Raw genomic sequence first — 25,761 nt, forward strand, 5'->3', positions numbered from 1 at the left:
TCCTTCAGATGGCCATCGCGGCGCGGACGCTGTCCATGGCGTCGGCTCCGCCCGGTCCGTCGGCGGTGACACGGCCTGCTTCCAGCACGTAGTACCGGTCGGCCGCGGCCAACGCGAAGCCTATGTGCTGCTCGACCAACAGCACCGACAGGCCGCCGGTTGACGCGAGCGCGCGGATGGTGGCCTCGATCTCGGCGACGACGGAGGGCTGGATGCCCTCGGTCGGCTCGTCGAGGATCAGCAGCCGCGGCTCGGTGATCAGGGCGCGGGCGATGGCCAGTTGCTGGCGCTGGCCGCCGGAGAGCAGACCGGCGCGGCGGCCGAGCATCGGGACCAGGGCGGGGAACAGGTCCAGCGCGTCGGCGATAAGCCGCCGCCCGTCGCGGCGGGTGTCGGCGACCAGGCGCAGGTTGTCTTCCGCGGTGAGCTGCGGAAAGCACTGCTGGCCCTGGGGAACGTAGGCGAGGCCGCGGCGGACGCGCTCGTGCGGGCGCAGCCGGGTCACGTCCTCGCCGTCGATGCGGATGGCGCCCGCGGTGGGCCGCAGCAGACCGGCCGCGGCGCGCAGCAGCGTGGTTTTGCCAGCGCCGTTGTGGCCCATGATCGCCACCACGCCGTCCGAGGGGACCGTGACGGTGGCGCCGTGCACAACGGTGGTTCTGCCGTAGCCGACGTGGATGTCGCTGAGTTCGAGCATCACGCCGTCACCTCCGCGCGGCCCAGGTAGACCTCTTGGACTTTCGGGTCCGCCTGCACCTGGGCCACAGTGCCCTCGCTGAGCACTTTTCCGGCGTGCAGCACGGTAACCGAGGTGGCGAACGACCGCAGGAAGTCCATGTCGTGCTCCACGACCACCACCGTGCGGTCGGCTCCGACGCGGCGCAGCAGCTCGCCGGTGTCGGCGCGTTCCTGGGCGCTCATGCCCGCGACGGGTTCGTCCAACAGCAGTACGCGCGCGTTCTGCACGAGCAGCATCCCGATTTCCAGCCACTGCTTCTGCCCGTGCGCGAGCACGCCCGCCTGCTGGTGGCGCAGCTCGCCCAGACCCACGACGTCCAGCGCGTCTTCGACCTCGGGCGGCACGGAAGTCCTGCGGCGCAGCAGAGTCAGCGGGCCGCGGCGTGCCCCTGCCGCTATGTCGAGGTTCTGCAGCACGGTCAGCTCCTCGAACACGCTGGCCGTCTGGAAGGTGCGGCCGACCCCGAGCCGGGCGATCTTGTGCACCTTGCGGTTCACCAGCTCGGTGCCCGCGAAGGTCGCCGAGCCGGTGGCCGGGACCAGGCCGGTGATCGCGTCGACCAGGGTGGTCTTGCCCGCGCCGTTGGGGCCGATGAGAAACCGCAGGTCGCCCTGCGGCACGGTCATCGAGACGCCGTCCACGGCGACGAACCCGTCGAAGGTGACTCGGACATCGCTGAGTTCGAGGCTCACGCGGACTCCCTGCGCCTGCTGAAGAGGGTCGACAGCCCGCGCGGCAGGAACGCCACGACGAGCACGAACAGCGCGCCCTGGAAGTAGCTCCAGAACGACGGGAAGGTCTCCGACAGCGTGGTTTGCGCCCAGGCCACGGTGATCGCGCCGAGCACCGGACCGAACAACGTGGACCGTCCGCCGATCGCGACACCGATGAGGAACGCAATGGAGGGCACCACACCGACGCTGGCGGGCGAGATGATGCCGACAATGGGCACGAACAGGGCGCCCGCGATGCCCGCCATGGCCGCCGCGGTCACGTAGGCGACGATCTTGACGGTGGCCGGGTCGTAGCCGAGGAAGCGCACGCGTTCTTCCTGGTCCCGCACAGCGATCAGGAGTTCGCCGTAGCGGGAGCGGTAGAGCTGCCAGACGATCAGGAGCATCACCAGCAGCGTGCTTGCCGCGATGTAGAACAGCATCCGCTTGTTGACCGGATCGAACAGGTTGAAGCCGAAGAAGGAGCGGAACCCGTTGAGCCCGTTGGTGCCGCCGATGGCGGCCTGCTGCCCGATCAGCAGGACCGCGAACGCCGCGGCCATCGCCTGCGACAGGATGGCGAAGTACGCCCCGCGCACCCGCCGCCGGAAGATCGCCGCGCCGAGGCCGAACGCGACCAGCGCGGGGATCGCGACGATCGCGACCAGGGTGACCACCGGCGAGCGGAACGGCTCCCACCAGCCCGGCACTTCTCCGGAGCCGTAGAGCTTCATGAAGTCCGGCACCCCGTCTTGGCCCGCGTCGGCCAGCTTGAGGTGCATGGCCATCACGTACGCGCCGAGGCCGAAGAACACGCCTTGCCCCAGGGTGAGCATCCCGCCGCGCCCCCAGGCGAGGCCGATGCCGACGGCGACGATGGCGTAGCAGACGAACCGGCCGAGCAGCGAGAGCCGGAAGTCCGAGAGCACCGCGGGCGCGAGCACGAGCAGTGCGAGCGCGATGGCGACGAAGCCGATGGCCGTCGCGCGCTCTCCTTTGAGCAGGCTCATGCGAGGCTCCTGGTGCGGATGCTGAAGATGCCCTGCGGGCGGATCTGCAGGAACACGACGATCACCGCGAACACCGCGACTTTGGCGATGCTGGCGGTGGTGGAGTACTCGAACGCCGATTGCAGCAGGCCCAGCCCGAACGCGGCGATGACGGTGCCCTTGATCTGCCCGATGCCGCCCGCGACGACGACCAGGAACGCGTCGACGATGTAGTTGGTGCCCAGGGTGGGGCCGGTGGAGCCGAGCAGGGTCAGCGCGACGCCCGCGATCCCGGCGAGGCCGGAGCCGATGAAGAAGGTGAGCTTGTCGGTGTCGCGGGTGGAGATGCCCGCGGTCTCAGCGAGGTCGCGGTTCTGCACGACGCCGCGGATTCGCCTGCCCAGCGCGGTTTTGGTGAGCACTAGGGCCAGGCCGCCGACCGCGACGACCGACAGCGCGAGGATGAACAGCCGGGCTGCGGGCACCTGCGCCACGCCGAGGTCGACGCTGCCCGAGAGCCAGGCAGGCGCCCGCACGTCGACGTTGGGCGCGCCGAAGACGTCCCGCGCGACCTGTTGCAGGATCAGGGCGACGCCCCAGGTGACCAGCAGCGTGTCAAGTGGACGGTGGTACATCCGGTGGATGAGCGCCATTTCCAGGATGAGGCCGAGGATGCCGCCCACCAGGAAGCCGAGGGGCACGGCGACGACCAGCGCGATCCCGGCGTCGGCGATCACGCCCTGCACGACGAAGGCGGTGTAGGCGCCCGCCATCATGAACTCGCCGTGCGCCATGTTGATGACGCCCATCTGCCCGAAGGTCAGGGCGAGGCCGAGCGCGGCGAGCAGCAGCACCGACCCCAGGGACAGGCCAGCGAAAAGCTGGCCGAACAACGCTTCCATGCCGGATTCCTTCCGCCGAGTGGGGTGCGGGCCGTGCCCGGAGGCTCCGGGCACGGCCCGCTGGCATCAGCTGGACAGGCCCTTGGCCCAGTCGTAGCCCTTGAGGAACGGGTCCGGCTCGATCGGCTTCCCCGAGCTCCACTCCGTGTGGATCAGCCCGTCCGGGCCGACCTTGCCGATCAGCGCGGTCTTGGCGATGTGGTGGTTGTCGCCGTTGACGGTGACCGGCCCTTCCGGCGCGGCGTAGGTGACTCCGCCAGCGGCCTTCTTGACGTCGTTCGGCGCGAACGACTGTCCTTTCTCGACCATGGCCTTCCACAGGAACACCGAGGTGTAGGCGGCTTCCATCGGGTCCGAGGTGACCCGGTTGGCGCCGTACTTGGCCTTGAACGCGGCCACGAACTCCTTATTGGCCGGGCTTTCGATGGTCTGGTAGTAGTTCCACGCGGTCAGCTGCCCGACCAGGTTGTCGACGCCGACGCCGCTGACCTCTTCCTCGGCGATGGACACCGACACGACCGGGGTGGTCGCCGCGGTCATGCCCGCGTTCCGGTACTCCTTGAAGAACGCCACGTTCGAGTCGCCGTTGAGGGTGTTGAACACCGCGCTCGCGCCGGAGCCCTTGAGCTTGTTGACGATCGTGGAGAAGTCAGTGTGGCCCAGCGGGGCGTACTCCTCGCCCTTGACCTCGATGCCGTTGGCCTTCGCGTACGCCTGGATGATCTTGTTCGCGGTGCGCGGGAAGACGTAGTCCGAGCCGACCAGGAACAGGGACTTGACGCCCTTCTCCTTGAGGTAGTCCAGCGCGGGCACGATCTGCTGGTTGGTGGTCGCCCCGGTGTAGAAGATGTTCGGCGATGACTCCAGGCCCTCGTACTGGACCGGGTAGAACAGCAGGGCGTTCGCGCCCTCGAAGACCGGCAGCATCGCCTTGCGCGAGGACGAGGTCCACCCGCCGAAGACGGCGGCGACGCAGTCGGAGCTGATCAGCTTGCCCGCCTTCTCGGCGAACACGGTCGGCTCCGACGCGCCGTCCTCGGTGACGACCTGGAGTTTCTTGCCCAGCACGCCGCCGGAGGCGTTGATCTGCTCGACGGCGAGGTTCAGCGAGTCGTTGACGGTCTTCTCCGAGATCGCCATGGTGCCGGATAACGAGTTGAGCAGGCCGACCTTGACCGACGCGCCGGAAGTGTCTACACAGGACGCTGCGGTGGAACCGCCGCCCGGGTCGGAGGTGCGGCTGCCGCAGGCGGAGACGGCCAGGGCCGCGACGGAGAGGACGACGGCGAGGCGTCTGCGGGTGATGCGATGGTGGTTCACGGTGGTGCCTTTCACGGGGGGGGGTCGGGGGTTTTCAGCGGGCGAGGTAGGCGAGCCAGCCGCCGTAGTCGGTGATGTCCGCGCACGAGCGCGCGGTGGCCAGGTCGCAGTGGAATCCGATGGCGGCGCCGCCGTCGGACAGGGTGGTCCGGCCGAGGCTCATCGGCGCCGGGAGGGCGGCGAGGAACCGGCCGAGCGCCGCGGGGGACAGCGCCCAGCGTTCGCCGGGGAGCGCGGCGCCGTCGTCTGGTCCGGTGTGGACGATGCCGGGCTTGGCCGGAGGGCCGGGGATGAGGACCATCCGGTATTCGGGCGCGGTGCTGACCTCGCCCAGGAACCGCGCGCCGAGCGCGGTGAGCTGCGGGTTGAGCGGCTGGCCGCGCAGGTGCGCACCGAAGACCACGACGTCGATTCCCGTGTCGGGGTAAGGGGTTTCGAGGTGTTCTCCGGTGAGCAGCGCGGCGATGTCGAAGGCGATCTGGTCGTCGAACGCGCGGGTGATGACGCTGACCCCGAACGGCCCGCCGTCCGCGACGCCGCCAGGGACGGCGATGGCGGCGAAGTCGAGCAGGTTGACGAAGTTGGTGTAGGCGCCCAGGCTCCGGTTCACCCCGACCGGGTCGGCGGCGACCTCGGCGAGCGTCGGGTGCCGCGGGGCGGTGGGCAGCAGCAGCGCGGCGGCCCCGTCGAGCGTGCGCGCGGCGGTGGCCCGGTGGTGGTCGAGGCGTTCGAGGTCGGCCACGTGGTCGCGGGCGGACGGGGCGGCGGCGGCGCTGATGATCGCGCCGACGACCGGGTCGACGTCGTCGGGGTGCGCGTCCACGAACGCGCCGACCGCGGCGTGCCGCTCGGCGACGAGAGTGCCGTCGTAGAGCAGGGTCGCCGCGTCGAGCAGGTCGCTGACGTCCGCCGTCCTGGTGATCACGCCAGCGGCCGTGAGCCGGGCCACGGTTTCGGCGAAGGCGCGGCGGGCGTCAGCGGACAGGGCCGCGAGGTCCCGCGTGCGCGGGACGGCGACGACCGGGGCCGGTCCGGCCGAGAGCCGCACGTCGGCGGGCCAGCCGCGGCCGCGCGGATCGGCCGGGTCGGGGCCGGTCATGACGGCGGTCGCGGTCCGCGCGAGAGGCAGGGTGGCGGCGAAAACCGTGACAGCGTCATAGGAACGGCAGGCGGGCACGACCCCGGTGGTGGGGATCAGGCCGAGTGTCGCCTTCACGCCGACGATTCCGTTGAACGCGGCGGGAACCCGGCCCGAGCCCGCGGTGTCGGTGCCCACGCCCAGGTCCGCGATGCCCAGCGCCACGGCGACCGCCGAGCCGGAACTCGACCCGCCGGAGACCTTCAGCGGGTCGTGGGCGTTGCGGACCGCGCCGTACGGGCTGCGAGTGCCGACCAGGCCGGTGGCGAACTGGTCGAGATTCGTCTTGCCCAGCACCAAGGCGCCCGCCTCGACCAGCCGGGCGACGGCGGGCGCGGTCGTGTCCGGGTGGTAGGCGAACGCCGGACACCCCGCCGTGGTGGGAAGTCCGGCCACGTCGACGTTGTCCTTCACCGCGACCAGCAAGCCAGCCAACGGAAGCGGCTCGCCCGCCCGCAGGCGCAGGTCGAGCGCCTTGGCCTCGGTGAGCAGGTCTTCCTCGGCGCGCAGGGTGATCCACACCTCGGGCCGGTCGACCTCGGCGATCCGGGCGTAGGCCGCGCGGACGCGGGCGGCGACGGGGTTCATGCCGCCTTCCGCTCTGCGATGACGACGAGGGCGTGTCCGGCGGTGAGGTGCTGCCCGGGCGCGACAAGGATGTCGGCGACCACCCCGTCGACCGGGGCGCGCACCACGACTTCGAGTTTCATGGCCTCCAGCCGCATCAGGGCCTGGCCCGCGACGACCGCGTCACCCGGGCGCGCGTCGATCCGCCACACGCTCGCGCTCAGCGGCGCCTCGACCAGGCTGCCGCCCGGCGGGACGCTGATCTCGGTGGCGGGCAGGGGTTCGGGCTCCGGCCGCGGGTCGAACTCCCCCGCCGCCTGCCACGCCTGGCGCTCCGCCTCGAACGCGGCGCTCTGCGTGGCTTTGAACGCGGCGATCTCCCCGGCGTGCTCGGCGAGGAACCGCTCGTGGTCGGCCAGGGTGAACTCACCGTCTTCAATGGACAAGCTGGTGCGTCCGGCCTTGAGGTCGGCTCGCACGTCGAGCAGGTCGTCCGCGCCGACGGGATAGAAGCTGATCCGGTCGAAGAACCGCAGCAGCCACGGCACGCCCTGCTCGAACGGGCCGTACTGGCGCAGGCCGGACCAGATCGGCACGGTGCGGCCGATGAGCTGGTAGCCGCCGGGGCTTTCCATGCCGTAGACGCACAGGTACGCCCCGCCGATGCCGACGCCGCCCTCCGGGGTCCAGGTGCGGGCCGGGTTGTACTTGGTGGTGACCAGCCGGTGGCGCGGGTCGAGCGGGGTCGCCGCGGGCGCGCCGAGGTAGACATCGCCCAAGCCGAGCACGAGGTACGACGCGGCGAACACGATGTCGCGCACCTCGTCCACAGTGGACAAACCATTGATCCGGCGGATGAACTCGATGTTGTCGGGGTTCCACGGCGCGTCGCCGCGCACTCCGGTGGCGTACCGGCTGATCGCCTCGTGGATCGACGGGTCGTCGAACGACAGCGGCAGGTGGACAGTCCGGCTGGGCACGGACAGCCGCGCGGTCGCGGGCAGCGATTCCTCCGCCTCCAGCAGGAGCGCGAGCAGGGTGCGCAGCGGCAGCACGTCCGGGTCGGTGTGCAGGTGCAGCGAGCGCACACCCGGGGTGATGTCCACGATCCCGCGCGGCGCCAACTCTTCGACGGCGGTCATCAGCGCGTGCACCCGCAGGCGAAGGCCGAGATCGAGGACCATCGGGCCGTACTCGACCAGGATGTTGTCGTGTCCGCCGCGCCGATACGTCACCGGCGGGTCGCCGTCGCGGCGGGCGAGCACGCCGTCGTCGCCGTCCGCGCCGATCGCCAGCGGGCGGGCGGGAGCCGGAAAGCGGTGCAGCGCGGCGGCCGTGGCCTCCGGGACGGGCCGGAACCGCACGGTGTCGCCGGGGCGAAGCTGCCCGATCTTCCAGCGCGCGCCCGAGACGACGGTGACCGGGCAGACGAAGCCGCCCAGGCTCGGGCCGTCCGGGCCGAGCAGGACCGGGGTGTCGCCGGAAACGTTGACCGCGCCGATGGAGTAGGCCGTGTCGTGCACGTTCGACGGGTGCAGGCCCGCGTCGCCGCCGTCCGGGCGGGCCCAGAGCTGCTTAGGGCCATTGAGTCGCACGCCGTTGCGGGCGGACTGGGTGTGCACGGTCCACTCGGTGTCGTAGAACCGGGCCAGGCCCTCGCGGGTGAGGAAGTCGGGCGCGGCGTGCGGGCCCTCGGAGACCTCGATCTCCCAGGAGGTGTGGAACTCCGGGCGCTCGGCGATCCGGCGCGGCTCGCATTCGGCCCGGTCGGGGCCGGGGCGCAGGACGTCGCCCGCGCGCAGCGCCCGGCCGCCGTGGCCGCCGAACCCGCCCGCGGTGAACGTGGCCGCGCTGCCGAGGTAGCGCGGCACGTCGAAACCGCCCCGCACCAGCAGGTAGGTGCGCATTCCCGGTCCCGGCGGCGCGGCGATGTCCACCACCCCGCCCGCGGGCACCGCCACCGGCTCCCACTGCGGCACCGGCGCGCCGTTCACCGTGACCGCGGCGGGCGCACCGGTCACGCAGATCACGGCGCGGGCACTGAACCGCAGCGCCGGACCCTCCAAAGTGGACTCTAAGCCGGGGGCACCTTCCGGATTGCCCAGAGCCGCGTTGCCCGCGCGAAACGACCGGTCATCCATCGGGCCGCTCGGCGGGACGCCCACCTGCCAGTACCCGACCCGGCCCGGCCAGTCCTGCACGGTGGTCGAGGTGCCGCCGCGCAGCACGTCCACCCGGGGTTCGGTGTCGGCGTAGGCGTCCGCGGTGACGTGAGCGGCCTTGAGGAAGCGCTCGGAGCGGCAGATTTCCCGCAGCAGCCCCAGATTCGTCTGCACGCCGTCGATCCGGGTCGCGGCGAGCGCCCGGCCGAGCCGGGTGATCGCGTCGGCGCGGTCGATGCCGTAGGCGATCACCTTGGCCAGCAGGGGATCGTAGGCGGTGGACACGGTCTGGCCGGTCTCCACCCAGCCGTCGACCCGCACGTCGTCGGGGAACTCGGCGCGGGTCACCAGGCCCGCGCTGGGCTGGAAGTCGCGCACGGGGTCCTCGGCGTAGATCCGCGCCTCGATCGCGTGCCCGACCAGCAGTGGGCCGTCGAGGTCGACGCCCGCGAGCACGTCCTCACCGCGGGCGAGGCGCAGCATCCAGGCCACCAGGTCGACCCCGGCGATCTCCTCGGTGACCGGGTGCTCGACCTGCAACCGCGTGTTGACTTCGAGAAACGAGACCTCGTCGCGGTCGACGTCGTAGACGAACTCGACCGTGCCCGCGCCGCGATAGTCGACGGACCGGCACAACTCCCGCGCGGTTCTGTGCACCAGTTGGCGAATCGGGTCCGGCAGCCCGAACGCGGGCGCTTCCTCCAGCACCTTCTGGTTGCGGCGCTGCACCGTGCAGTCCCGGTCGCCCAGGCTGACGACCGCGCCCGCGCCGTCGCCGAACACTTGGACCTCCACGTGTCGAGCCCTCGGCACGAACCGCTCCACGAACACCCCGGCCGACCCGAAGTTCGCCGCGGCCAGCCTGCGCACCCGCTCATACGCGGCCCGCAGCGCGGCTTCGTCCGCGCACGGCTGCAAACCGATGCCGCCGCCGCCCGAGGTGGCCTTGAGCATGACCGGGTACCCGATCTCGGCCGCGGCGCGCGCGGCGTCGTCGTCGGTGTCGAGCAGTCCGCTGCCCGCCAGCATCGGCACCCCGGCGGAATGCGCCGCCGCGCGGGCGGTGTGCTTGTCGCCGAACAGTTCCAGCTGCTCAGGGGTGGGTCCGACGAAGACCAGCCCGGCGGCGGCGACCGCGCGGGCGAACTCGGCGCTCTCGGAGAGGAAGCCGTAGCCGGGGTGGATCGCCCCCGTCCCGGACGACTTGGCCGCCGCGAGGATCTTCGCGATGTCGAGGTAGCTCTCCGCGGGCGCTGTCGGTCCAATGTGGACGGCCTCATCGGCGAGGGCCGTGTGCGGGGTTCCCGCGTCGGCGTCGGAGTAGACCGCGACCGTCCGCAGCCCCATGGCCTTGGCTGACCGAATGATCCGGCAGGCGATCTCACCCCGGTTGGCGACGAGCACGGTGTCGAACACGCCCTACCTCCACGGCCACGAAGTTGTATACAGCCCTGTCGACGCGGCCGTATTCACAAGCGGCAACTTAGGAAGGGGGTGTTTCCGGCTCCCCGTCAGAACATGTCGATCACATGTCCCCCGGTTACGAGGTCAGCGGGATTCGCTTAACACGAGTCGCCGCCGGACTCGTCCGGCCCGCGGGCGATGTCGGCCAAACGGCCCAACGCCGCGGCGAGAACCGGCAGCGGCGGCGCGGCCAAGGCCAGCCGCACCGCGTGCGGCGCCCGCGCGGCGCCCACGGCGAACGCGGCGGCGGGGGTGACCGCGATCCCGTGCCGTGCCGCCGCGGCCACGAACGTCTCGGCCCGCCAGTGCGCGGGCAGCACCCACCAGCAGTGGTAGGCCCGCGGATCGGCGCGCACGTCGAACCCGGCGAGGCGCTCGGCGAGCACCGCCTGCCGGGCCTGGGCGTCGGCGCGTTTGTCCGCTTGGAGCCGGGCCGCCGTGCCATCGGCGATCCATCCGCTGGCCGCTTCCAAGGCGAACCGCTGCGCCGCCCACCCGCCGGACCGAATCGCGGCCGCCACCCGTGCGCGCGACTCCGGTGGGACCACGGCGAATCCGAGGGTCAGCCCCGGTGCGAGCCGCTTGGACAGGCTGTCGACCAAGACACCGAACTCAGGCACGTGCGCCGAGACCGGCGGATCATCGTGCAGAAACCCGTAGATGCCGTCCTCGATGAGCGGAATCTCCCGCTCCCGCAGCACATCCGCGATCGCCGCCCGCCGTTCGGCGCTCATCGAGACACCGAGCGGATTGTGCAGCGCCGGTTGCAGGTAGACCGCCCGCAGCGCCCCGGTCACCGCGTCCGGCACGACTCCCTGATCGTCCATGGCCAGCGGAACCAACTGGATCGACAGCCGGGCCGCGATGCCCTTGACCACCGGATAGGTCAGCGCCTCGACTCCCAGCCGCTCCCCCGGCGGCACCAGCGCGGCGAGCACGCCCGCGATGGCCTGCCGCCCAGTGCCCGCGAACAGCACGTCGTCCGGCCGCGGCGCCCATCCCCCACGGGCGAGCAGACCGGCCGAGACCTCCCGCGCCCGCGCCGTCCCCTCAGTCCCAACTGGACGGACGGCCTCGGCCATAGCGTCCGGCCGCAGCGTCGCCCGCAGGCTTTCCGCCAGCAGCCCGGGATGCTCGGGAAGCACGGGGAAGTTCAACTCCAGATCGACCCGCGCCTGCCGGGGCTCGGCCAGCGCGACGTCGGGCGGCGGCTGCCCCGACCGGACGAACGTCCCCCGGCCGACCTCGCCCACCACCAGCCCGCGCCGCACCAGCTCCGCGTACACCCGCGACGCCGTGGACACCGCGATGCCGTTCGCCCGCGCGAAGCGGCGCTGCGTCGGCAGCCGCTGCCCCGGCCGCAGCCTCCCCTGCCCGATCTCGGCGGCGAGCGCGTCGGCCATGTCGCGGTAGTCCATCATTGCTCCGAGGGCATTGTTTTTATTGCACCGAGATCCTGCCCTCGTTACCGTCGTCCTGACAAGAGAGGACGACCATGCGCATCGCCTACGCGGACGAGGGCTCCGGCCCCGCCCTGCTCCTGGTGCACGGCCACCCCTTCGACCGAACGATGTGGCGCCCCCAGCTCGCCCACTTCGCCCCCTGCTTCCGCGTGCTGGCCCCAGACCTGCGCGGCTACGGCGAAACCGGGCTACCACCGGCCACGTCCTTCACCACCTTCGCCGAAGACCTGGCTGCCCTACTGGATTCCCTGAACATCAACGACGCTGTCCTCTGTGGACTTTCCATGGGCGGACAGATCGCCATGGAGTTCCACCGCCGGTTCCCCACCCGAGTCCGCGCCCTCATCCTGGCCGACACCACGGCCCGCGCGGAAACCCCTGAGGGCCGCCAAGCCCGCCTGGCCATGGCCGACCGCCTGGAACGCGAGGGGATGGAGCCCTACGCCGGCGAAGTCCTCTGGAAAATGGTCGCCCCCGGCAACACCGAGGCCGCCGCCCACGTCCACCGCATGATGCTCTCCGCCCCACCCAACGGCGCCGCGGCCGCCCAACGCGCCCGCGCCACCCGCCCGGACTACCGCGAAAGCCTGGCAGGCGCGAGAATCCTGACCATCGTCGGCTCCGAAGACGAGTACACCCCCGTCGCCGAGGCCGAACTGATCCCGGCGACCGCCCGGGTGGTCATCCCCGGCGCGGCCCACCTCCCCAACCTCGAACGCCCCGACGAGTTCAACCACGCCGTGGCCGCGTTCCTCGACGCCCGGTGACTCACACCTTCGCGGCCAACCGGGTGCCCTGGTCGATGGCACGCTTGGCGTCGAGTTCGGCCGCGACGTCGGCGCCGCCGATGAGGTGGACGGGAATGTTCGCGGCGCGCAGATCGTCGGCCAAGTCGCGGACCGACTCCTGGCCCGCGCAGATGACGACCGTGTCCACGGCGAGAACGCGGGGGCGTTCGCGCTTGGCGCCGAAGGTGATGTGCAGGCCGCTGTCGTCGATGCGCTCGTAGTTGACGCCCGCGATCTGCTCGACCCGCTTGGCCTTGAGGGCGGCGCGGTGCACCCAGCCGGTGGTCTTGCCCAGGCTCGCGCCGATGCGGCCCGCCTTGCGCTGCAACAGGTACACCTGTCGCGGGGAAGCCGCGGGGGTCGGCTCGGCAAGGGCGCCCGCCGCGGCGTCCGGCTCGGTGACCCCCCACTCGTGCCGCCAGGCGGCGAGGTCGAGGGCGGGCGAGTCGGTGTGGGTCAGAAACTCGCTGACATCGACGCCGATGCCGCCCGCGCCGATCACCGCGACCCGCTCACCCACCGGCTTGCCGTGCCGCACAACGTCCACATAGGACAGCACAGACGGGTGGCCGATGCCCGGGATGTCCGGCACGCGCGGGGTGACCCCGGTGGCGAGCACGACCTCATCGAAGCCGGTCAGGTCAGCCGCCGCGACCCGGGTGCCCAGGTGCAGCCGCACCCCGGCCAGCTCGACCTGCCGGGCGTAGTAGCGGATCGTCTCGGCGAACTCTTCCTTGCCCGGGATGCGGCGCGCGATGCCGAACTGGCCGCCAATTTCCGCCTCGGCCTCGAACAGGTCGACGCTGTGGCCGCGCTGAGCGAGAGTGACCGCGGCGGACAGGCCCGCAGGCCCCGCGCCGACGACGGCGATCTTCTTCGCCCGCCGGGTCGGCAGCAGCACCAGCTCGGTCTCCCGGGCGGCGCGCGGGTTGACCATGCACGACGCCTTGCGGTTGCTGAAGATGTGGTCCAGACACGCCTGGTTGCAGGCGATGCAGGTGTTGATTTCGTCGGGGCGGCCCCGCTCGGCCTTGCGCACCCAGTCCGGGTCGGCGAGCATCGGGCGGGCCATCGACACCAGGTCGGCCTCGCCCCTGGCCAGGATCTCCTCGGCGACCTGCGGCATGTTGATCCGGTTCGTGGCGATCACCGGAATGGACACGTGCGGCTTGAACTTCGCGGTGACCGAGGCGAACGCCGCGCGCGGCACCGACGTGGCGATCGTGGGGACGCGCGCCTCGTGCCAGCCGATGCCGGTGTTGATGATCGTCGCGCCCGCCGCCTCGATCTCCTTGCCCAGGGCCACGATGTCGTCCCAGGTCTGTCCATTTTCGACAAACTCGGCCATCGAGAGCCGGTAGACGATGATGAAGTCCTCGCCGACCGCTTCACGGGTGCGCCGGACGATCTCCACCGGGAGCCTGCGCCGGTTCTCCGGGGTGCCGCCCCAGCGGTCGGTGCGCTTGTTGGTGCGCGGGGCGAGGAACTGGTTGATGAAGTAGCCCTCGGAGCCCATGATCTCGACGCCGTCGTAGCCCGCTTCCCGGGCCAGGACAGCGCATTGGACGAAATCGTCAATCTGCGCGCGGACACCGCGGTCGGACAGCGCGCGCGGCCGGAACGGGTTGATCGGCGCCTTGATCGCGGACGCGGACACGCTCAGCGGGTGGTAGGCGTACCGGCCCGCGTGCAGGATCTGCAGGGCGATCTTGCCGCCCGCGTCGTGCACCGCGCCGGTGACGACCCGGTGCCTGCGCGCTTCCGCGGCCGTGGTCAGCTTGGAGGCGAAGGGAAACAGCCAGCCCGAGCGGTTCGGGGCGTAGCCGCCGGTGATGATCAGGCCGACGCCGCCGCGAGCGCGTTCGGCGAAGTACTCGGCCAGGCGCGGAATGTCGCGGGCGCGGTCCTCCAGGCCGGTGTGCATCGACCCCATCACCACGCGGTTGCGCAGCGTGGTGAAGCCAAGGTCCACAGGGGACAGCAGGGTCGGGTAGTCGCTCATCGCTGGTCGCCTTTCTCCGCGCGCAGGGCCGAGATCACCTCGTCGCACCAGGACACGAGGCTTTCCTGCGCGGTGATGCCGCCGCGCAGGACGAGGTGCTGGTGCAGCCGCGTGCCGCTGAGCACGTCGGGGTGGGGGAAGTCGCGTTTTTCGATGGCCCGGTACAGGTCCAGCCGCTCGGCGTGCCGATCGCGGTGGCGGACGACCTCGGCCAGGACGGCGTCCTCGTCGCCGAACGCGGCGCCGCGGATCTTGAGGGAGAGGTCGCGCACGGTGGCAGCCGCGTCCGGCTCGGCGAGCCAGCGGGCCAGTTCGGCGCGGCCGGGGGCGCCGACCGTGTAGACCTTCTTGTCCGGCTTGCCGTCTTGCGGCACGTGCTCGACGGTCACCCAGCCCGCGTCGTGCATGCGCTTGAGGACGCGGTAAATCTGCTGGTGGGTGGCCCGCCAGAAGAACCCGATGGACTTGTCGAACCGCCGGGTGAGCTCGTAGCCGGTCCCCGCGCGCTCGCCGAGCGAGACGAGGATCGCGTGCTCCAGTGCCATACCGAGCACTCTAGATATGCACCTAGTTGCAGTGCAACGAGACGCGCGTCTCTAGAACTCCTCGGCGATGCGGATGAGCGCGGCCTGCACCCGAGCCAGCTCGGCGGCGCCGATGAGGGCGCGCAGCCTGCGCTCGACCCCGTTGATCACGGTGAACGCGGTGGCCAGGGCGTCGTGGCCGCGCTCGGTGAACACGATCAGCTTGGCCCGGCGGTCGGCCGGGTCGGGCACGCGGCGCAGGAAGCCCCAGCGTTCGAGGTCGTCCACCAGTTCGCCCATGGCCTGCGGGGTCATCACGGCCTTCTCGGCGAGCCGGGTCAGCCGGATGCCCTCGTGCTCCATGTTGACGAACACGGCCGCGTGCGCGGGCCGGACCCGGTCGTCCACCCGCCGGGTGGCGTCGTTGATGTGGTCCGCGAGGCGTTGATACGCCTGCAAGAGCAGCGCCCCGGTGTTGCGCTCCGGCCCACGCGGCGGCGGCCCGCCCGGTCGACCATTGCCAGCCATGCCGCCTCCCTCGTACTCTTCAGGCAGCATTATATTCAGGCAACCTGACCTTTCGGAGACCTTCATGAACCGCGACCAGGTGTGGCGAGAGGTCGCCGCCGCGCGCCTCCGCCTGGCTGACCTGCTGGACGACCTGTCCGCCGAGGACTGGGAGCGGCCGTCGCTGTGCGCGGGCTGGCGGGTGCGGGACGTGGCCGCGCACCTGACCCTGTCCCCGCAAACGACCTTGCGCACCATCCTGGTCGAGATGGCCCGAGCGCGAGGCGACTTCGACAAAGTGGTCGACGTGACCGCCCGACGACAGGCGGAACTGCCCACCGCCGAGATCGTCGCCCAGATCCGCGCGTTCGCCGACTCCCGCCGCTTCGCCCCCGGCAGCGGCCCGCTGACCACGTTGATGGACGTGCTCACCCACACCCACGACATCATGGTGCCGCTGGACCGCACGGTCCCCATCCCGACCGAAGCCGCCCACGCCGCGCTGGCCAAGGCTTGGTCGCTGGCCTTCATCTTCGGCGGCCGCAAACGCTTCCGCGGCCTACACCTGACAGCGACGGACTCGCCCTGGACCGTGGGCGCGGGCAAGGAGGTGACAGGCCCGACGACCGCCCTGCTCCTCCTGGTGACCGGCAGGCAGGCCGCACTCGACCGCCTCACCGGAGATGGCGTCACGGTGCTCAAGTCCCGCCTCTAAGCGCGCGGTGCTCCTGGCGAGGGAGCCCGATTCCGCCACCCCTTGTCTGGGGCCGACACCCAACCTCCACCCACACCGGCCCAATTCCGACCCGCCGCCACACCGGCCCAAATCCGGCCCCTCGCCACACCGGCGCAAGTTCGGCCGCTCCCCACACCAGCGCGAACCCCAGCCCGCCCCCACACAAATCCAACCCGCCCCCATACCGCGCAGAACCGGCCCGTCCCGCACCGGCATAGCCCGTCCCACACCGGCACAAATCCAACCCGTCCCCACACCAGCGCAAATCCGGCCGGTCGCCGCGCTTGCCCAATCCGATTCGTCCCCGCACCGGCACAGACCCGGCCCGTCCCGCACCGACCCAAATCCAGTCTGTCGCCCGGAAAGCGGCCCCGCAGCTCAGCCGATCACGGGCGCGGCCACCGCCCAGCCGGTATCACCCGCCTCGGCCAGCCCATGCGACCAGCTGATCAGCGCAGCACGCCCAGGGTTCGCAGCACCACCGCCGCCGTACTCCGACCCGCGATCATCACGCCAGCCCGAGAACAACCCTTTTCGCCGCCCCGCAGCCCCCACAACAAAGCCCCACCCACCCTGGGGGCTGACCCCGCTCCAGTCTATCGGGGTGGGCCGACAATCGGGGCGAGAACGATCTTGCCTGTGGATAACTCGTGGGGCTGTGGATAACTCGTGGGCGCGGTTATTCGCAAAGGCGGCAGGGGGCGGGGGGCGGGGTGGATGTGGTGGACAGGTAGGGCTTGAGGTGGTGAGCGATGGCCTCGGCCAGCATGGGGGGCACGGCGTTGCCGATTTGCTTCGCCACCTGGATTTTGGTGCCGCACCATTCAAAGGTGTCGGGGAAGGTTTGCAGGCGGGCGGCTTCGAGGTGGGTGATTGGGCGGTCGACGCGGTGGCCGTGGGGGCCGGGTTCCCACTGCGGGTGGAGGTATTGGCCCTTTTCCGGCTTGTAGAACTCGGTCCGGATGGTCAGGGACGGCTCGTCCCAGCGCATGCGGCCCATGACGTCGGTGGTGCCGGATTTCTTCTCGCGCCAGCAGCGGGGCAGGAGGTGGTCGGGGAGGTCGAACCGGCCGCCGCCTGGGGGAATGGCCTGGTAGCGCTGGAGGGACAGAGCGGTCGGGGTGCGGGCCAGGTGCAGGTCGGCGCTCTTGAAGCGGCCGGGGACCCGCTGGCCGAGGATTTCCACAGTGGAATCCGGCAGGGTCTTGTGCGCCGGGTGCTCGGGCAGGCCCGCGAGGACCGTGCGGACGCCATGCCAGCGGTCCCGGGTATGGGTCGGCGCGGGCAGGGGAATCGGGCCGACGCGGGAGCCGATGACGAACGCGCGCTTGCGCCGCTGCGGAACGCCGAAGTCGGCGGCGACGAGCAGGCCGGGGGTCAGGTGGTACCCGTCGAGCAGCCCGCCGGGGCGGGCTTCGGCGCCCAGCAGGGCGAACTCGGGCGACGACAGGAACCGGTCGACGTTCTCGATGACGAACACCTTGGGGCGGGCGCCGCGGACGAAGCGGAGGTACTGCTTCCACAGCTGGTTCCTCGGGTCGTCGACGTCGCGGGAGCCGAGATTGGAGAAACCCTGGCACGGGGGGCCGCCGATGATCAGGTCGGCGGGCGGGATGTCGGTGACGGTGGTGATGTCGGCCCAGCGGACGTGGTCGGCGCCGAAATTGGCCGCATAGGTGGCCGCGGCGTGCAGGTCCCATTCGACGGCGAGGATGGGGTGGTAGTCGCCAGCGGCGACGAAGCCCGCGGTCATGCCGCCGCAGCCTGCGAAGAGGTCGATCATGGAGAGGGCCACGGGGTCAGGCTAGCCGGCTTGGTTGGGGGGTTCTCGCATTTGCGCTGGGTGTGGCTGGCTGTGTTGTCGGCTGCTGGGGGTTCCCGGGTTTCGTGGGTTCGCTCGATGGGGTGGAGTGGTTTCTTCGGGGCCCCTACGAAGGAAGATCGCCGTGTGAAAGACGGGTGGGATGCCTCCGGCCTCACACGCGCGCAGCCAGCTTAGCGATCTTCCTTCTCCCCCGAAGAAACCACTCCACCCCATCGAGCACCTGGCAGCGTTGGTGCTGCCTGGCAGGAGCGTGGGTTTCCTCGCAGCTCCCATTGAGCATCTGGCAGGGCGCGTTTCTGCTGACAGGGGGCAGGTTTCCTCGCTGCTCCCGTTGAGTGCGTGGCTGGGCGGGTTTCTACTGACTGGGGGTGGGGCGGTTAGGGGCGGCGTTGGGTGACCAGGTGATGGATGCGCGTCGCGGCGGTGGTGGGGTCTTCGTGTTCCCAGACTCGGATTACTGTCCAGCCTGCTGCGGTTAGTTTTGCGTCGGTGTCTCGGTCGCGGGTGCGGTTTTTTTCGATTTTGGCGCGCCAGAAGTCGGCGTTGCGTTTGGGCCAGGTGGCGTGGGTGGGGCAGCCGTGCCAGAAGCAGCCGTCGATGAAGATGGCTACTTGGGCGGAGGGGAAGACCACGTCCGCTTCTCTGCGGATGGTGGGGAGGGGGCGGCGGTGCAGGCGGTAGCGCAGGCCTCGGGCGTGCAGGGCGCGGCGTAGGGCCAGTTCGGTGCCGGTGTCCCTGCTGCGCTGCCTGCTCATGCGCAAGCGGGTCGCCTCGGTCGTGTCCACGGGGGGCATTTTCTCCCGGGGGTCAAGGGAACAGGGTGTGGACCTGGGGCTCCAGGGTTGGTTCGGCCGCTGTGATCAGGGCGGGGAGCGCGGCTGCCAGCAGGGTGAGGAGTTCCTCCCGGGGGATGGGCTTGTCGCGGCCCCAGGTCAGGGTGGTGTCCTCCACGAAACTGAACCAGCCGCGGATGACCAGGCGCAGGGCTGGGGTGACCTCGATCGGCCCCAGGGCCGCCACGGTGCGGTCGGCGAAGACGTCGCGGGTTTGCTCGTAGATCTCGATGAGGTAGTCGGCGCCGCCCGCCGAGCCGCGGAAAAGGGCCAGGTAGAGGTCTCGGCGGCGCTCCAGGAACGCCACGAAGGTGTCGAGGGTTTGGCGGAGTTGGTCCGCAGGGGGCGCGTCGGGGTCGGGGGTGGTGGCGCGGATGAGGCGGCGGGCGGCGGCGCCGACCACGGCCCGGTAGTAGTCGGTTTTGGTGGGGAAGTAGTGGAACAGCAGGCCGCGGGAGATGCCCGCCTCCGCCGCCACCTGGTCCAGCGGGAGTTCGTGGATGGGGCGCTTGGTCAGCATCCGCAGGCCGATGCCGATGAGCTGCTTGCGGCGGTCGGCCCCGCTGAGCCGTGCTGACTGGGTCACGCGCCCATCTTATTGAGCAACACTCAACTGCGCGCTAGGCTCGCCGTTAAGCATTGCTCAACTGCGAGGAGTTTGCCGTGGACTTCAGCCCCTCCGACAAGGCTCGGGAGCACGTGGACCGGGTCGGCTCGTTCATCGAGCGGGAGATCGCCCCGGTCGAGGGGGACTACCTGCGCGAACTGCTCGCGCTCCCGGCCGAGGACCGGTGGCGGGTGCTGCCGGTGATCGATGAGCTCAAGGCGAAGGCGCGGGCGGCGGGGCTGTGGAACCTGTTCCTGCCCGACCACTCCGGATTGTCCAATGTGGACTACGCGCCGGTCGCGGAGCTGACGGGGCGGTCGTTCATCGCGCCGGAGGTGTTCAACTGCAACGCCCCGGACACCGGGAACATGGAGGTCCTGCACCAGTACGGCTCCGACGAGCAGAAACAGCGCTACCTGCGGCCGCTGCTGGCCGGGGAGATCCGGTCGGCGTTCTGCATGACCGAGCCCGACGTCGCCTCCTCGGACGCCACTACCATGGCCGCCACCGCGGTGGTCGACGGGGACGAGGTGGTGGTCAACGGCAGCAAGTGGTTCAGCACCGGCGTCGGCCACCCGCGCTGCGAGGTGATCCTGTTCATGGGCCTGACCTACCCGGACGGCGAGCGCTACCGGCGGCACTCGATCGTCGCCGTGCCCAGGCACGCGCCGGGGGTGACCGTCGAGCGGATGCTGTCGGTGATGGGCCGCCACGACGAGCCGTACGGGCACGGGCAGGTGCGCTTCGACAACGTGCGGCTGCCGGTCAGCGCGTTCGTCGCCGGGCCCGGCCGGGGTTTCGAGATCGGGCAGAACCGGTTGGGGCCAGGGCGAATCCACCACTGCATGCGGTTGATCGGGCTCGCTGAGGCGGCACTGGAGGCCGCCTGTCGGCGGGGTGTGGAGCGGGTCGCGTTCGGCAAGCCGCTGGTGAACCTGGGCGGCAACCGGGAACGCATCGCCGAGGCGCGGATGGCGATCGACCAGGCGCGGCTGCTGGTGCTGCACGCCGCGTGGCTGCTCGACACCCAGGGCATCCTGGGCGCGCTCTCCCCGGTCTCCCAGATCAAGGCGGTCGTGCCGACCATGGCGCAGAACGTCATCGACATGGCGATGCAGCTGCACGGCGGCGCGGGCCTGTCCGACGACTTCCCGCTGGCGGGCGCGTGGACCGTCGCCCGCGCGCTGCGGCTGGCCGACGGCCCGGACGAGGTGCACCGCGGCGTGGTGGCCCGGCTGGAGCTCGGCAAGTACGGGATGACCCGATGAGCGAGCTTGCGAGCGAATCATTGACACAGTGCGCAGGCCTGCGAATGAGTGAGGTTGGCCGATGAGCCGGGTGCTGGTCACCGGTGCGGCTTCCGGGCTGGGGCGGGCGATGGCGGCGCGGTTCGCCGCCACCGGCGCCCGGGTTCTGCTGACCGACGTGGACACCGAAGCCGGAAAGGCCGCCGCGGCGGCGGTGAACGCGGCGTTCCTGCCGTTGGACGTGCGGGACGAGGCCGCCTGGCAGCGGGCGCGCGAGTGGGTGGAACGGGAGTGGGGCGGGCTCGACGTCCTGGTCAACAACGCCGGAGTGGCGGCGGCTGGCCGAATCGAGGCCGTCTCGGCCGAGGACTGGGCGTGGATCACCGAGATCAACCTGCTGTCCGCGGTGCGCGGCTGCCGCACGTTCGTCCCGCTGTTCAAGGGCCAGAACTCGGGGCACATCGTCAACATCGCCTCGATGGCCGGCCTGCTGTCGCCGCCGTTCATGAGTTCCTACAACGTCACCAAGGCGGGCGTGGTCGCGCTGTCGGAGTCGCTGCGGCACGAGCTTGAACCGTGGGGAATTGGCGTGACCGTGGTGTGCCCGGCGTTCGTGAACACCAACCTGGCGAACAGTTTCCGCTCACCGGACCCGGCGCTGGCCGAGATCAGCGCGAAGCTGATCCGCAACGGCAAGCTCACCGCGGACGACGTCGCCGAGCAGGTGCGCCAAGCGGTGGCGCGCGACAAGTTCCTGCTGCTGACCCACCGCGAGGGCCGGATCGCCTGGTGGGCCAAGCGGTTCGCGCCGCCGGTGTTCCGCCGGGAGATTTCCCGGGCCGCCCGTCGGCTGCGCGCCCGAATCGAGGAGACCCGATGACCCTGGACGAGCCCAAGCGCGTCCGCGACGAGGACACGTTCGACGTCGAGGCGGTGCGCGACTGGCTCGCGCCGCACCTCGGCGGACAGACCGAAATCCCGAGGGTGCGCCAGTTTTCCGGCGGCGCGTCCAACCTGACGTACCTGCTGAGCTACCCCGACCAGGATCTGATCCTGCGCCGCCCGCCCGCGGGGACGAAGGCGAAGTCGGCGCACGACATGGGCCGGGAGCACCTGATCCAGTCCCGGCTGAAGCCGGTTTTCCCTTATGTGCCAGACATGGTGGCGCTGTGCTCGGACGAGTCGGTGATCGGCTCGGAGTTCTACGTGATGCGGCGGCTGCCCGGGGTGATCCTGCGCCGCGACCTGCCGTCCGGGGTCGCGGTCAGCCGCGAGCAGGCGGCGGGCCTGTGCCGCAACGTGCTGGACCGGTTGGCGGACCTGCATTCCGTTGACCCGGTCGCCGCCGGGCTGGCCGAGATCGGCAAGGGCGACGGGTATGTCGGCAGGCAGGTCGCGGGCTGGTCTGACCGGTTCCGGCAGGCCCGCACCCGCAACGTGCCCGGCTACGAGCGCGTGATGGCCTGGCTGGCGGCGAACCAGCCCGCCGACGTGCGCTCGTGTGTGATCCACAACGACTACCGGTTCGACAACGTGGTGCTCGACCCGGACCGGCCGTGGCACGAACCCGGGGCGATCCAAGGCATTCTGGACTGGGAGATGGCCACGGTCGGCGACCCGCTGATGGACCTCGGCGGCGCGCTCGCGTACTGGATCGAGGCAGGCGAGGGGCCGCTCGCCAACGCGCTGCGGATGCAGCCGACGCACCTGCCGGGAATGCTGACGCGCCAAGAGGTTGTCGAGTACTACTGCGACCGCATGGGCCTGCCCACCGAGAACTGGCCGTTCTACCAGGTGTTCGGGCTGTTCCGGCTGGCGGTGATCGTGCAGCAGATCTACTACCGCTACCACCACCGGCAGACCCGCAACCCCCGGTTCCGCTTCTACTGGGTCGCGAGCCACTGGCTGCACCACCGGGCCCGGCAGGTGATCAAGCAGAGCGGCCGGTGACGGCGCAAAGGCGGTTTATATGACGAAAGTGGGAAATAAACGGTAACGAAGCCCTACCTCCGTAGCCTTGTGACACGCGGGATCGACCCGTCACCATTCGAGGAACCGAGCGGCCCCGGCCGAGAGGGCGCCTTCGGGTTCGCCCGGGGCCGCTCGCACAACTGAATACCCACCTCCAGCGCCCCGGGCTCGGGGCGCTCCCTGCGGGAGGCCCGCGTGACACGCACACGTCTGTCCACTGTGGTCGGGGCGTTAGCCGCCCTTGCCCTGATCCTGTCGATGAACACCACGGCGGCGGGCCAGCAGGCCCCGGCCGCCGTCCGCGCTTCCGCCGAGTACCACGTCATCGGCGTCAAGACCGCGCAGCAGCGCACCGCCGTCGCCGGAACCGGCGCCGCGGTCAACGGGGTTGAGGACAGCCGGATGCTGATCACCGCGACTCCCGCCGAGGTCGCCCGCATCCGGGCGATGGGCTTCACCGTGGAGTCCGAGGCAGCCGCTCTCGGCGACCGAGGCGCCGTCGCGCCAGCCGATTTCCCCAGCGCCGACTCGAATTACCACAACTTCGCAGAGATGACCGCTGAGCTGAACAAGGCGGTGACCGACCACCCGGGCCTGATCACCAAGCAGGTCATCGGAAAGAGCTACCAGAACCGCGACATCGTGGCGATCAAGGTCTCCGACAACGCCGCGACCGACGAGACCGAGCCGGAGGTGCTGTTCACCGCGCACCAACACGCCCGGGAGCACCTGACCGTGGAAATGGCGCTGTATCTGGTGAACACGCTCACCGACACCTACGCCACGGACAGCCGGGTCAAGGCCCTGGTCGACTCCCGCGAGATCTGGATCATCCCGGACGTCAACCCCGACGGCGGCGAGTTCGACATCAGCACCGGCTCCTACCAGGGCTGGCGCAAGAACCGGCAGCCCAACAGCGGCTCCACCAACGTGGGCACCGACCTGAACCGCAACTGGGACTTCAAATGGGGCTGCTGCGGCGGTTCCTCCGGCAGCACCGGCAGCGAGACCTACCGCGGCCCCTCCCCCGCGTCCAGCCCGGAAGTGCGGGCGCTGCAGAACTTCGTGACCAGCCGGGCAGTCGGCGGCAAGCAGCAGATCACCGCGGCCATCGACTTCCACACCTACAGCGAACTCGTGCTGTGGCCCTACGGCTACACCACCGCCGACACCGCCCCCGACCTCACCGCCGACGACCAGCGCGTCTTCTCCACCCTGGGCCGCGCGATGGCGCAGCTCAACGGCTACACCCCCGAACAGGCCTCCGACCTCTACATCACCGACGGGTCGATCGACGACTACCTGTGGGGCGTCCACAAGATCTACGCCTACACCTTCGAGATGTACCCGGCCAGCGCGGGCGGCCTGTCCGGCTTCTACCCGCCCGACGAGGTGATCGGCCGGGAGACCGCGCGCAACCGGGCGCCCGTGCTGCACCTGCTGGACTACGCGGACTGCCCGCGCCGCGCGATCGGCCTCACCTGCGACGGCACGCAACCGCCCGCGGGCAAGGTGTTCGAGAACGCGGCCAACGTGAGCATCCCGGACGCGGGCGCGGCGGTGACCAGCGATATCGCGGTGACCGGCGTGACCGGCAACGCCCCCGCCGCGCTCCAGGTCGCCGTCGACATCAAGCACACCTACCGGGGCGACCTGGTCATCGACCTCGTCGCGCCGGACGGCAGCGCCTACCGGCTCAAGAACTCCAGTTCCAGCGACTCGGCGGACAACGTGATCACCACCTATACGGTGAACGCGTCGACCGAGGTCGCCAACGGCACGTGGAAGCTGCGCGCGCAGGACGTCTACAGCGCCGACACAGGGTTCATCGACCTGTGGCGGCTCACGTTCTGACCAGGCGCTCCCCCGGAGCGTCTCCACCCTCGACCGTCGCGACCCCCGGCGGTTGGCACCACTCCCCGCATCCCCTGCACCCCGTGGGCGCGTGAAAGGACAGAGCACCTGTGAGCAAGGGCAACTGGTCAAGACGACTCCGTGAGACCGTGCTGGTGGCCGTGGGCGCGGCGGCGCTCGTGGCGGGCACGGCCACGCACGCCGCCGCCGCTCCCCCGCCGAGCGACGGGCCGATGACCCCGCAGGTCGTGGGCGGCACCCGGCCCCCCCAGGGCGAGTTCCCGTGGATGGTGCGGCTGTCCATGGGCTGCGGCGGCTCCATGTACACCGACACCCTGGTGCTCACCGCGGCGCACTGCGTCAACAGCACCGGCAACAACTCCAGCATCACCGCCACCTACGGCACTGTCGACCTGCAAGACCCGAACCGGGTCACGCGGACCTCGAACTACGTCTACCGCAACCCCGGCTACAGCACGTCCGCTGGCGGTGACTGGGCGCTGATCCGACTGTCGAGCCCGATCACCGGCGCGGCGAAGCTTCCGCTGGCGACCAGCACCGCCTACGACAACGGCACGTTCACCGTCATGGGCTGGGGCTCGGCGACCGAGGGCGGCGCGCAGCAGCGCTACCTGCTCAAGGCGGAGGTGCCGTTCGTGCCGGACTCGACCTGCCAGCAGGCGTACCCGAGCATGAAGACCGCCGTGGAGATCTGCGCGGGCTACCCGCAGGGCGGCGTGGACACCTGCCAGGGCGACTCCGGCGGCCCGATGGTCCGCCGCGACTCGGCCAACAACTGGATCCAGGTCGGCATCGTCTCCTACGGCCAGGGCTGCGCCCGCCCGAACTTCCCCGGGGTGTACGCCCAGGTCAGCGCCCTGTCCTCGGCGATAGCCTCGGCCGCGGCGAGCCTGAGCGGGCCGCCGCCGTCGGGCAAGGTCTTCGAGAACCTGACCAACGTGAGCATCCCGGACGCGGGCGCCGCGGTGACCAGCAGCGTCGCGGTGACTGGGGTCACGGGCAACGCGCCGTCGAACCTGGCAGTCGGGGTCGACATCAAGCACACCTACCGGGGCGACCTGGTCATCGACCTGGTCGCCCCGGACGGCAGCGCTTACCGGGTGAAGAACTCCAGTTCCAGCGACTCCGCGGACAACGTGATCACCACTTACACGGTGAACGCCTCGTCCGAGGTGGCCAATGGCACGTGGCGGCTGCGCGTGCAGGACGTCTACACCGCCGACACCGGCTTCATCGACGCGTTCCGGCTCACCTTCTGACTCAGAGCCACCCGCCCCGGTCCTGGCACCCCAGCCAAGGCCGGGGCGGGTGTTTTTGTCACGGGCGGTGGTATCAGTTGGGCTCGCCCTCTGGCCCACGGGCAGCTCAGCAGGCAAGATACGGGCCAAA

21 protein-coding genes and 2 pseudogenes are annotated in these 25,761 nt (G+C 70.7%); 9 read left to right on the forward strand and 14 right to left on the reverse strand.

The features are described from left to right. Positions 1 to 4: 4 nt before the first annotated feature. From urtE to ACZ6SD_RS16325, 8 genes are all read right to left on the reverse strand, one after another. Positions 5 to 697: an urea ABC transporter ATP-binding subunit UrtE gene (gene urtE / locus ACZ6SD_RS16290; RefSeq protein WP_465317789.1), complete on the reverse strand. Its 693-nt coding sequence runs from the start codon at positions 695 to 697 to the stop codon at positions 5 to 7. After that, positions 697 to 1,431: an urea ABC transporter ATP-binding protein UrtD gene (gene urtD, locus ACZ6SD_RS16295; protein WP_465317742.1), complete on the reverse strand. Its 735-nt coding sequence runs from the start codon at positions 1,429 to 1,431 to the stop codon at positions 697 to 699. The genes urtE and urtD overlap by 1 nt, the downstream gene beginning before the upstream one ends. After that, complete coding sequence (gene urtC / locus ACZ6SD_RS16300; RefSeq protein WP_465317743.1) at positions 1,428 to 2,462, reverse strand: urea ABC transporter permease subunit UrtC; 1,035 nt, start codon at positions 2,460 to 2,462, stop codon at positions 1,428 to 1,430. Before urtC ends, urtD begins: the two co-directional genes overlap by 4 nt. Continuing rightward, on the reverse strand, positions 2,459 to 3,343 hold the full coding sequence (gene urtB, locus ACZ6SD_RS16305) for an urea ABC transporter permease subunit UrtB (protein WP_465317744.1): 885 nt from the start codon (positions 3,341 to 3,343) through the stop codon (positions 2,459 to 2,461). The genes urtC and urtB overlap by 4 nt, the downstream gene beginning before the upstream one ends. A 66-nt stretch (positions 3,344 to 3,409) precedes the next feature. Further along, positions 3,410 to 4,663 carry an urea ABC transporter substrate-binding protein gene (gene urtA / locus ACZ6SD_RS16310; RefSeq protein ID WP_465317745.1) on the reverse strand — a complete coding sequence of 418 codons (1,254 nt, stop codon included), beginning with the start codon at positions 4,661 to 4,663 and terminating at the stop codon, positions 3,410 to 3,412. Between the two features lie 34 nt (positions 4,664 to 4,697). After that, positions 4,698 to 6,389: an allophanate hydrolase gene (gene atzF / locus ACZ6SD_RS16315; RefSeq protein ID WP_465317746.1), complete on the reverse strand. Its 1,692-nt coding sequence runs from the start codon at positions 6,387 to 6,389 to the stop codon at positions 4,698 to 4,700. After that, on the reverse strand, positions 6,386 to 9,946 hold the full coding sequence (gene uca, locus ACZ6SD_RS16320; protein ID WP_465317747.1) for an urea carboxylase: 3,561 nt from the start codon (positions 9,944 to 9,946) through the stop codon (positions 6,386 to 6,388). Before uca ends, atzF begins: the two co-directional genes overlap by 4 nt. 146 nt (positions 9,947 to 10,092) lie before the next feature. Further along, complete coding sequence (locus ACZ6SD_RS16325; protein ID WP_465317748.1) at positions 10,093 to 11,415, reverse strand: aminotransferase-like domain-containing protein; 1,323 nt, start codon at positions 11,413 to 11,415, stop codon at positions 10,093 to 10,095. Positions 11,416 to 11,489: 74 nt separating this feature from the next. Here ACZ6SD_RS16325 and ACZ6SD_RS16330 point away from each other — a divergent pair, with 74 nt between their 5' ends. After that, entirely contained in the window at positions 11,490 to 12,224 is a 735-nt protein-coding gene (locus tag ACZ6SD_RS16330) for an alpha/beta fold hydrolase (RefSeq protein WP_465317749.1), read from the forward strand. A 1-nt stretch (position 12,225) separates the two neighbouring features. Here the strand turns inward: ACZ6SD_RS16330 and ACZ6SD_RS16335 are convergent, their stop codons facing one another. From ACZ6SD_RS16335 to ACZ6SD_RS16345, 3 genes are read right to left on the reverse strand one after another with little or no spacing between them, the layout of a single operon-like run. Further along, positions 12,226 to 14,247, reverse strand: coding sequence for an FAD-dependent oxidoreductase (locus ACZ6SD_RS16335; RefSeq protein WP_465317750.1), 2,022 nt, complete (start codon positions 14,245 to 14,247; stop codon positions 12,226 to 12,228). Further along, a complete protein-coding gene (locus tag ACZ6SD_RS16340; protein WP_465317751.1) occupies positions 14,244 to 14,792 on the reverse strand; it encodes a PadR family transcriptional regulator in 549 nt (182 codons plus the stop codon). Before ACZ6SD_RS16340 ends, ACZ6SD_RS16335 begins: the two co-directional genes overlap by 4 nt. 51 nt (positions 14,793 to 14,843) lie before the next feature. Next, complete coding sequence (locus ACZ6SD_RS16345; protein WP_465317752.1) at positions 14,844 to 15,299, reverse strand: MarR family winged helix-turn-helix transcriptional regulator; 456 nt, start codon at positions 15,297 to 15,299, stop codon at positions 14,844 to 14,846. A gap of 64 nt (positions 15,300 to 15,363) precedes the next feature. Between ACZ6SD_RS16345 and ACZ6SD_RS16350 the strand changes: the two genes are divergently transcribed. Beyond that, positions 15,364 to 15,993, forward strand: a complete 630-nt coding sequence (locus tag ACZ6SD_RS16350; RefSeq protein ID WP_465317753.1) for a maleylpyruvate isomerase family mycothiol-dependent enzyme — start codon at positions 15,364 to 15,366, stop codon at positions 15,991 to 15,993. A 700-nt stretch (positions 15,994 to 16,693) separates the two neighbouring features. On the opposite strand, the gene ACZ6SD_RS16355 is transcribed toward ACZ6SD_RS16350, so the two are convergent. From ACZ6SD_RS16355 to ACZ6SD_RS16365, 3 genes are all read right to left on the reverse strand, one after another. Further along, a complete protein-coding gene (locus tag ACZ6SD_RS16355; protein WP_465317754.1) occupies positions 16,694 to 17,809 on the reverse strand; it encodes a DNA cytosine methyltransferase in 1,116 nt (371 codons plus the stop codon). 407 nt (positions 17,810 to 18,216) lie between these two features. Further along, a complete protein-coding gene (locus tag ACZ6SD_RS16360; RefSeq protein ID WP_465317755.1) occupies positions 18,217 to 18,633 on the reverse strand; it encodes a very short patch repair endonuclease in 417 nt (138 codons plus the stop codon). A 13-nt stretch (positions 18,634 to 18,646) separates the two neighbouring features. Beyond that, positions 18,647 to 19,258, reverse strand: coding sequence for a TetR/AcrR family transcriptional regulator (locus ACZ6SD_RS16365; RefSeq protein ID WP_465317756.1), 612 nt, complete (start codon positions 19,256 to 19,258; stop codon positions 18,647 to 18,649). A 77-nt stretch (positions 19,259 to 19,335) separates the two neighbouring features. On the opposite strand from ACZ6SD_RS16365, the gene ACZ6SD_RS16370 reads away from it, so the two are divergent. The 7 genes and pseudogenes from ACZ6SD_RS16370 (at position 19,336) to ACZ6SD_RS16400 (ending at position 25,631) form a co-directional block, all read left to right on the forward strand. After that, positions 19,336 to 20,547, forward strand: a complete 1,212-nt coding sequence (locus ACZ6SD_RS16370; protein WP_465317757.1) for an acyl-CoA dehydrogenase family protein — start codon at positions 19,336 to 19,338, stop codon at positions 20,545 to 20,547. 61 nt (positions 20,548 to 20,608) lie between these two features. Continuing rightward, positions 20,609 to 21,406 (forward strand): SDR family oxidoreductase, encoded by a 798-nt coding sequence (locus ACZ6SD_RS16375; protein WP_465317758.1) that lies wholly within the window; start codon positions 20,609 to 20,611, stop codon positions 21,404 to 21,406. After that, positions 21,403 to 22,476, forward strand: a complete 1,074-nt coding sequence (locus ACZ6SD_RS16380; protein WP_465317759.1) for a phosphotransferase family protein — start codon at positions 21,403 to 21,405, stop codon at positions 22,474 to 22,476. Before ACZ6SD_RS16375 ends, ACZ6SD_RS16380 begins: the two co-directional genes overlap by 4 nt. 279 nt (positions 22,477 to 22,755) lie before the next feature. After that, positions 22,756 to 23,949: pseudogene (locus ACZ6SD_RS16385) on the forward strand (M14 family metallopeptidase); the annotation flags it as partial. A gap of 135 nt (positions 23,950 to 24,084) precedes the next feature. Further along, the gene (locus ACZ6SD_RS16390; RefSeq protein WP_465317790.1) at positions 24,085 to 24,351 is read left to right on the forward strand and encodes a proprotein convertase P-domain-containing protein; all 267 of its coding nucleotides are present in this window, start codon (positions 24,085 to 24,087) and stop codon (positions 24,349 to 24,351) included. A 110-nt stretch (positions 24,352 to 24,461) separates the two neighbouring features. Continuing rightward, positions 24,462 to 25,265 (forward strand): annotated as a pseudogene (locus ACZ6SD_RS16395) (S1 family peptidase); the annotation flags it as partial. A gap of 90 nt (positions 25,266 to 25,355) precedes the next feature. Beyond that, positions 25,356 to 25,631: a proprotein convertase P-domain-containing protein gene (locus ACZ6SD_RS16400; protein WP_465317791.1), complete on the forward strand. Its 276-nt coding sequence runs from the start codon at positions 25,356 to 25,358 to the stop codon at positions 25,629 to 25,631. The last annotated feature ends 130 nt before the right edge of the window (positions 25,632 to 25,761 follow it).

The sequence above is a fragment of the Actinokineospora sp. NPDC051303 genome (assembly GCF_055586285.1).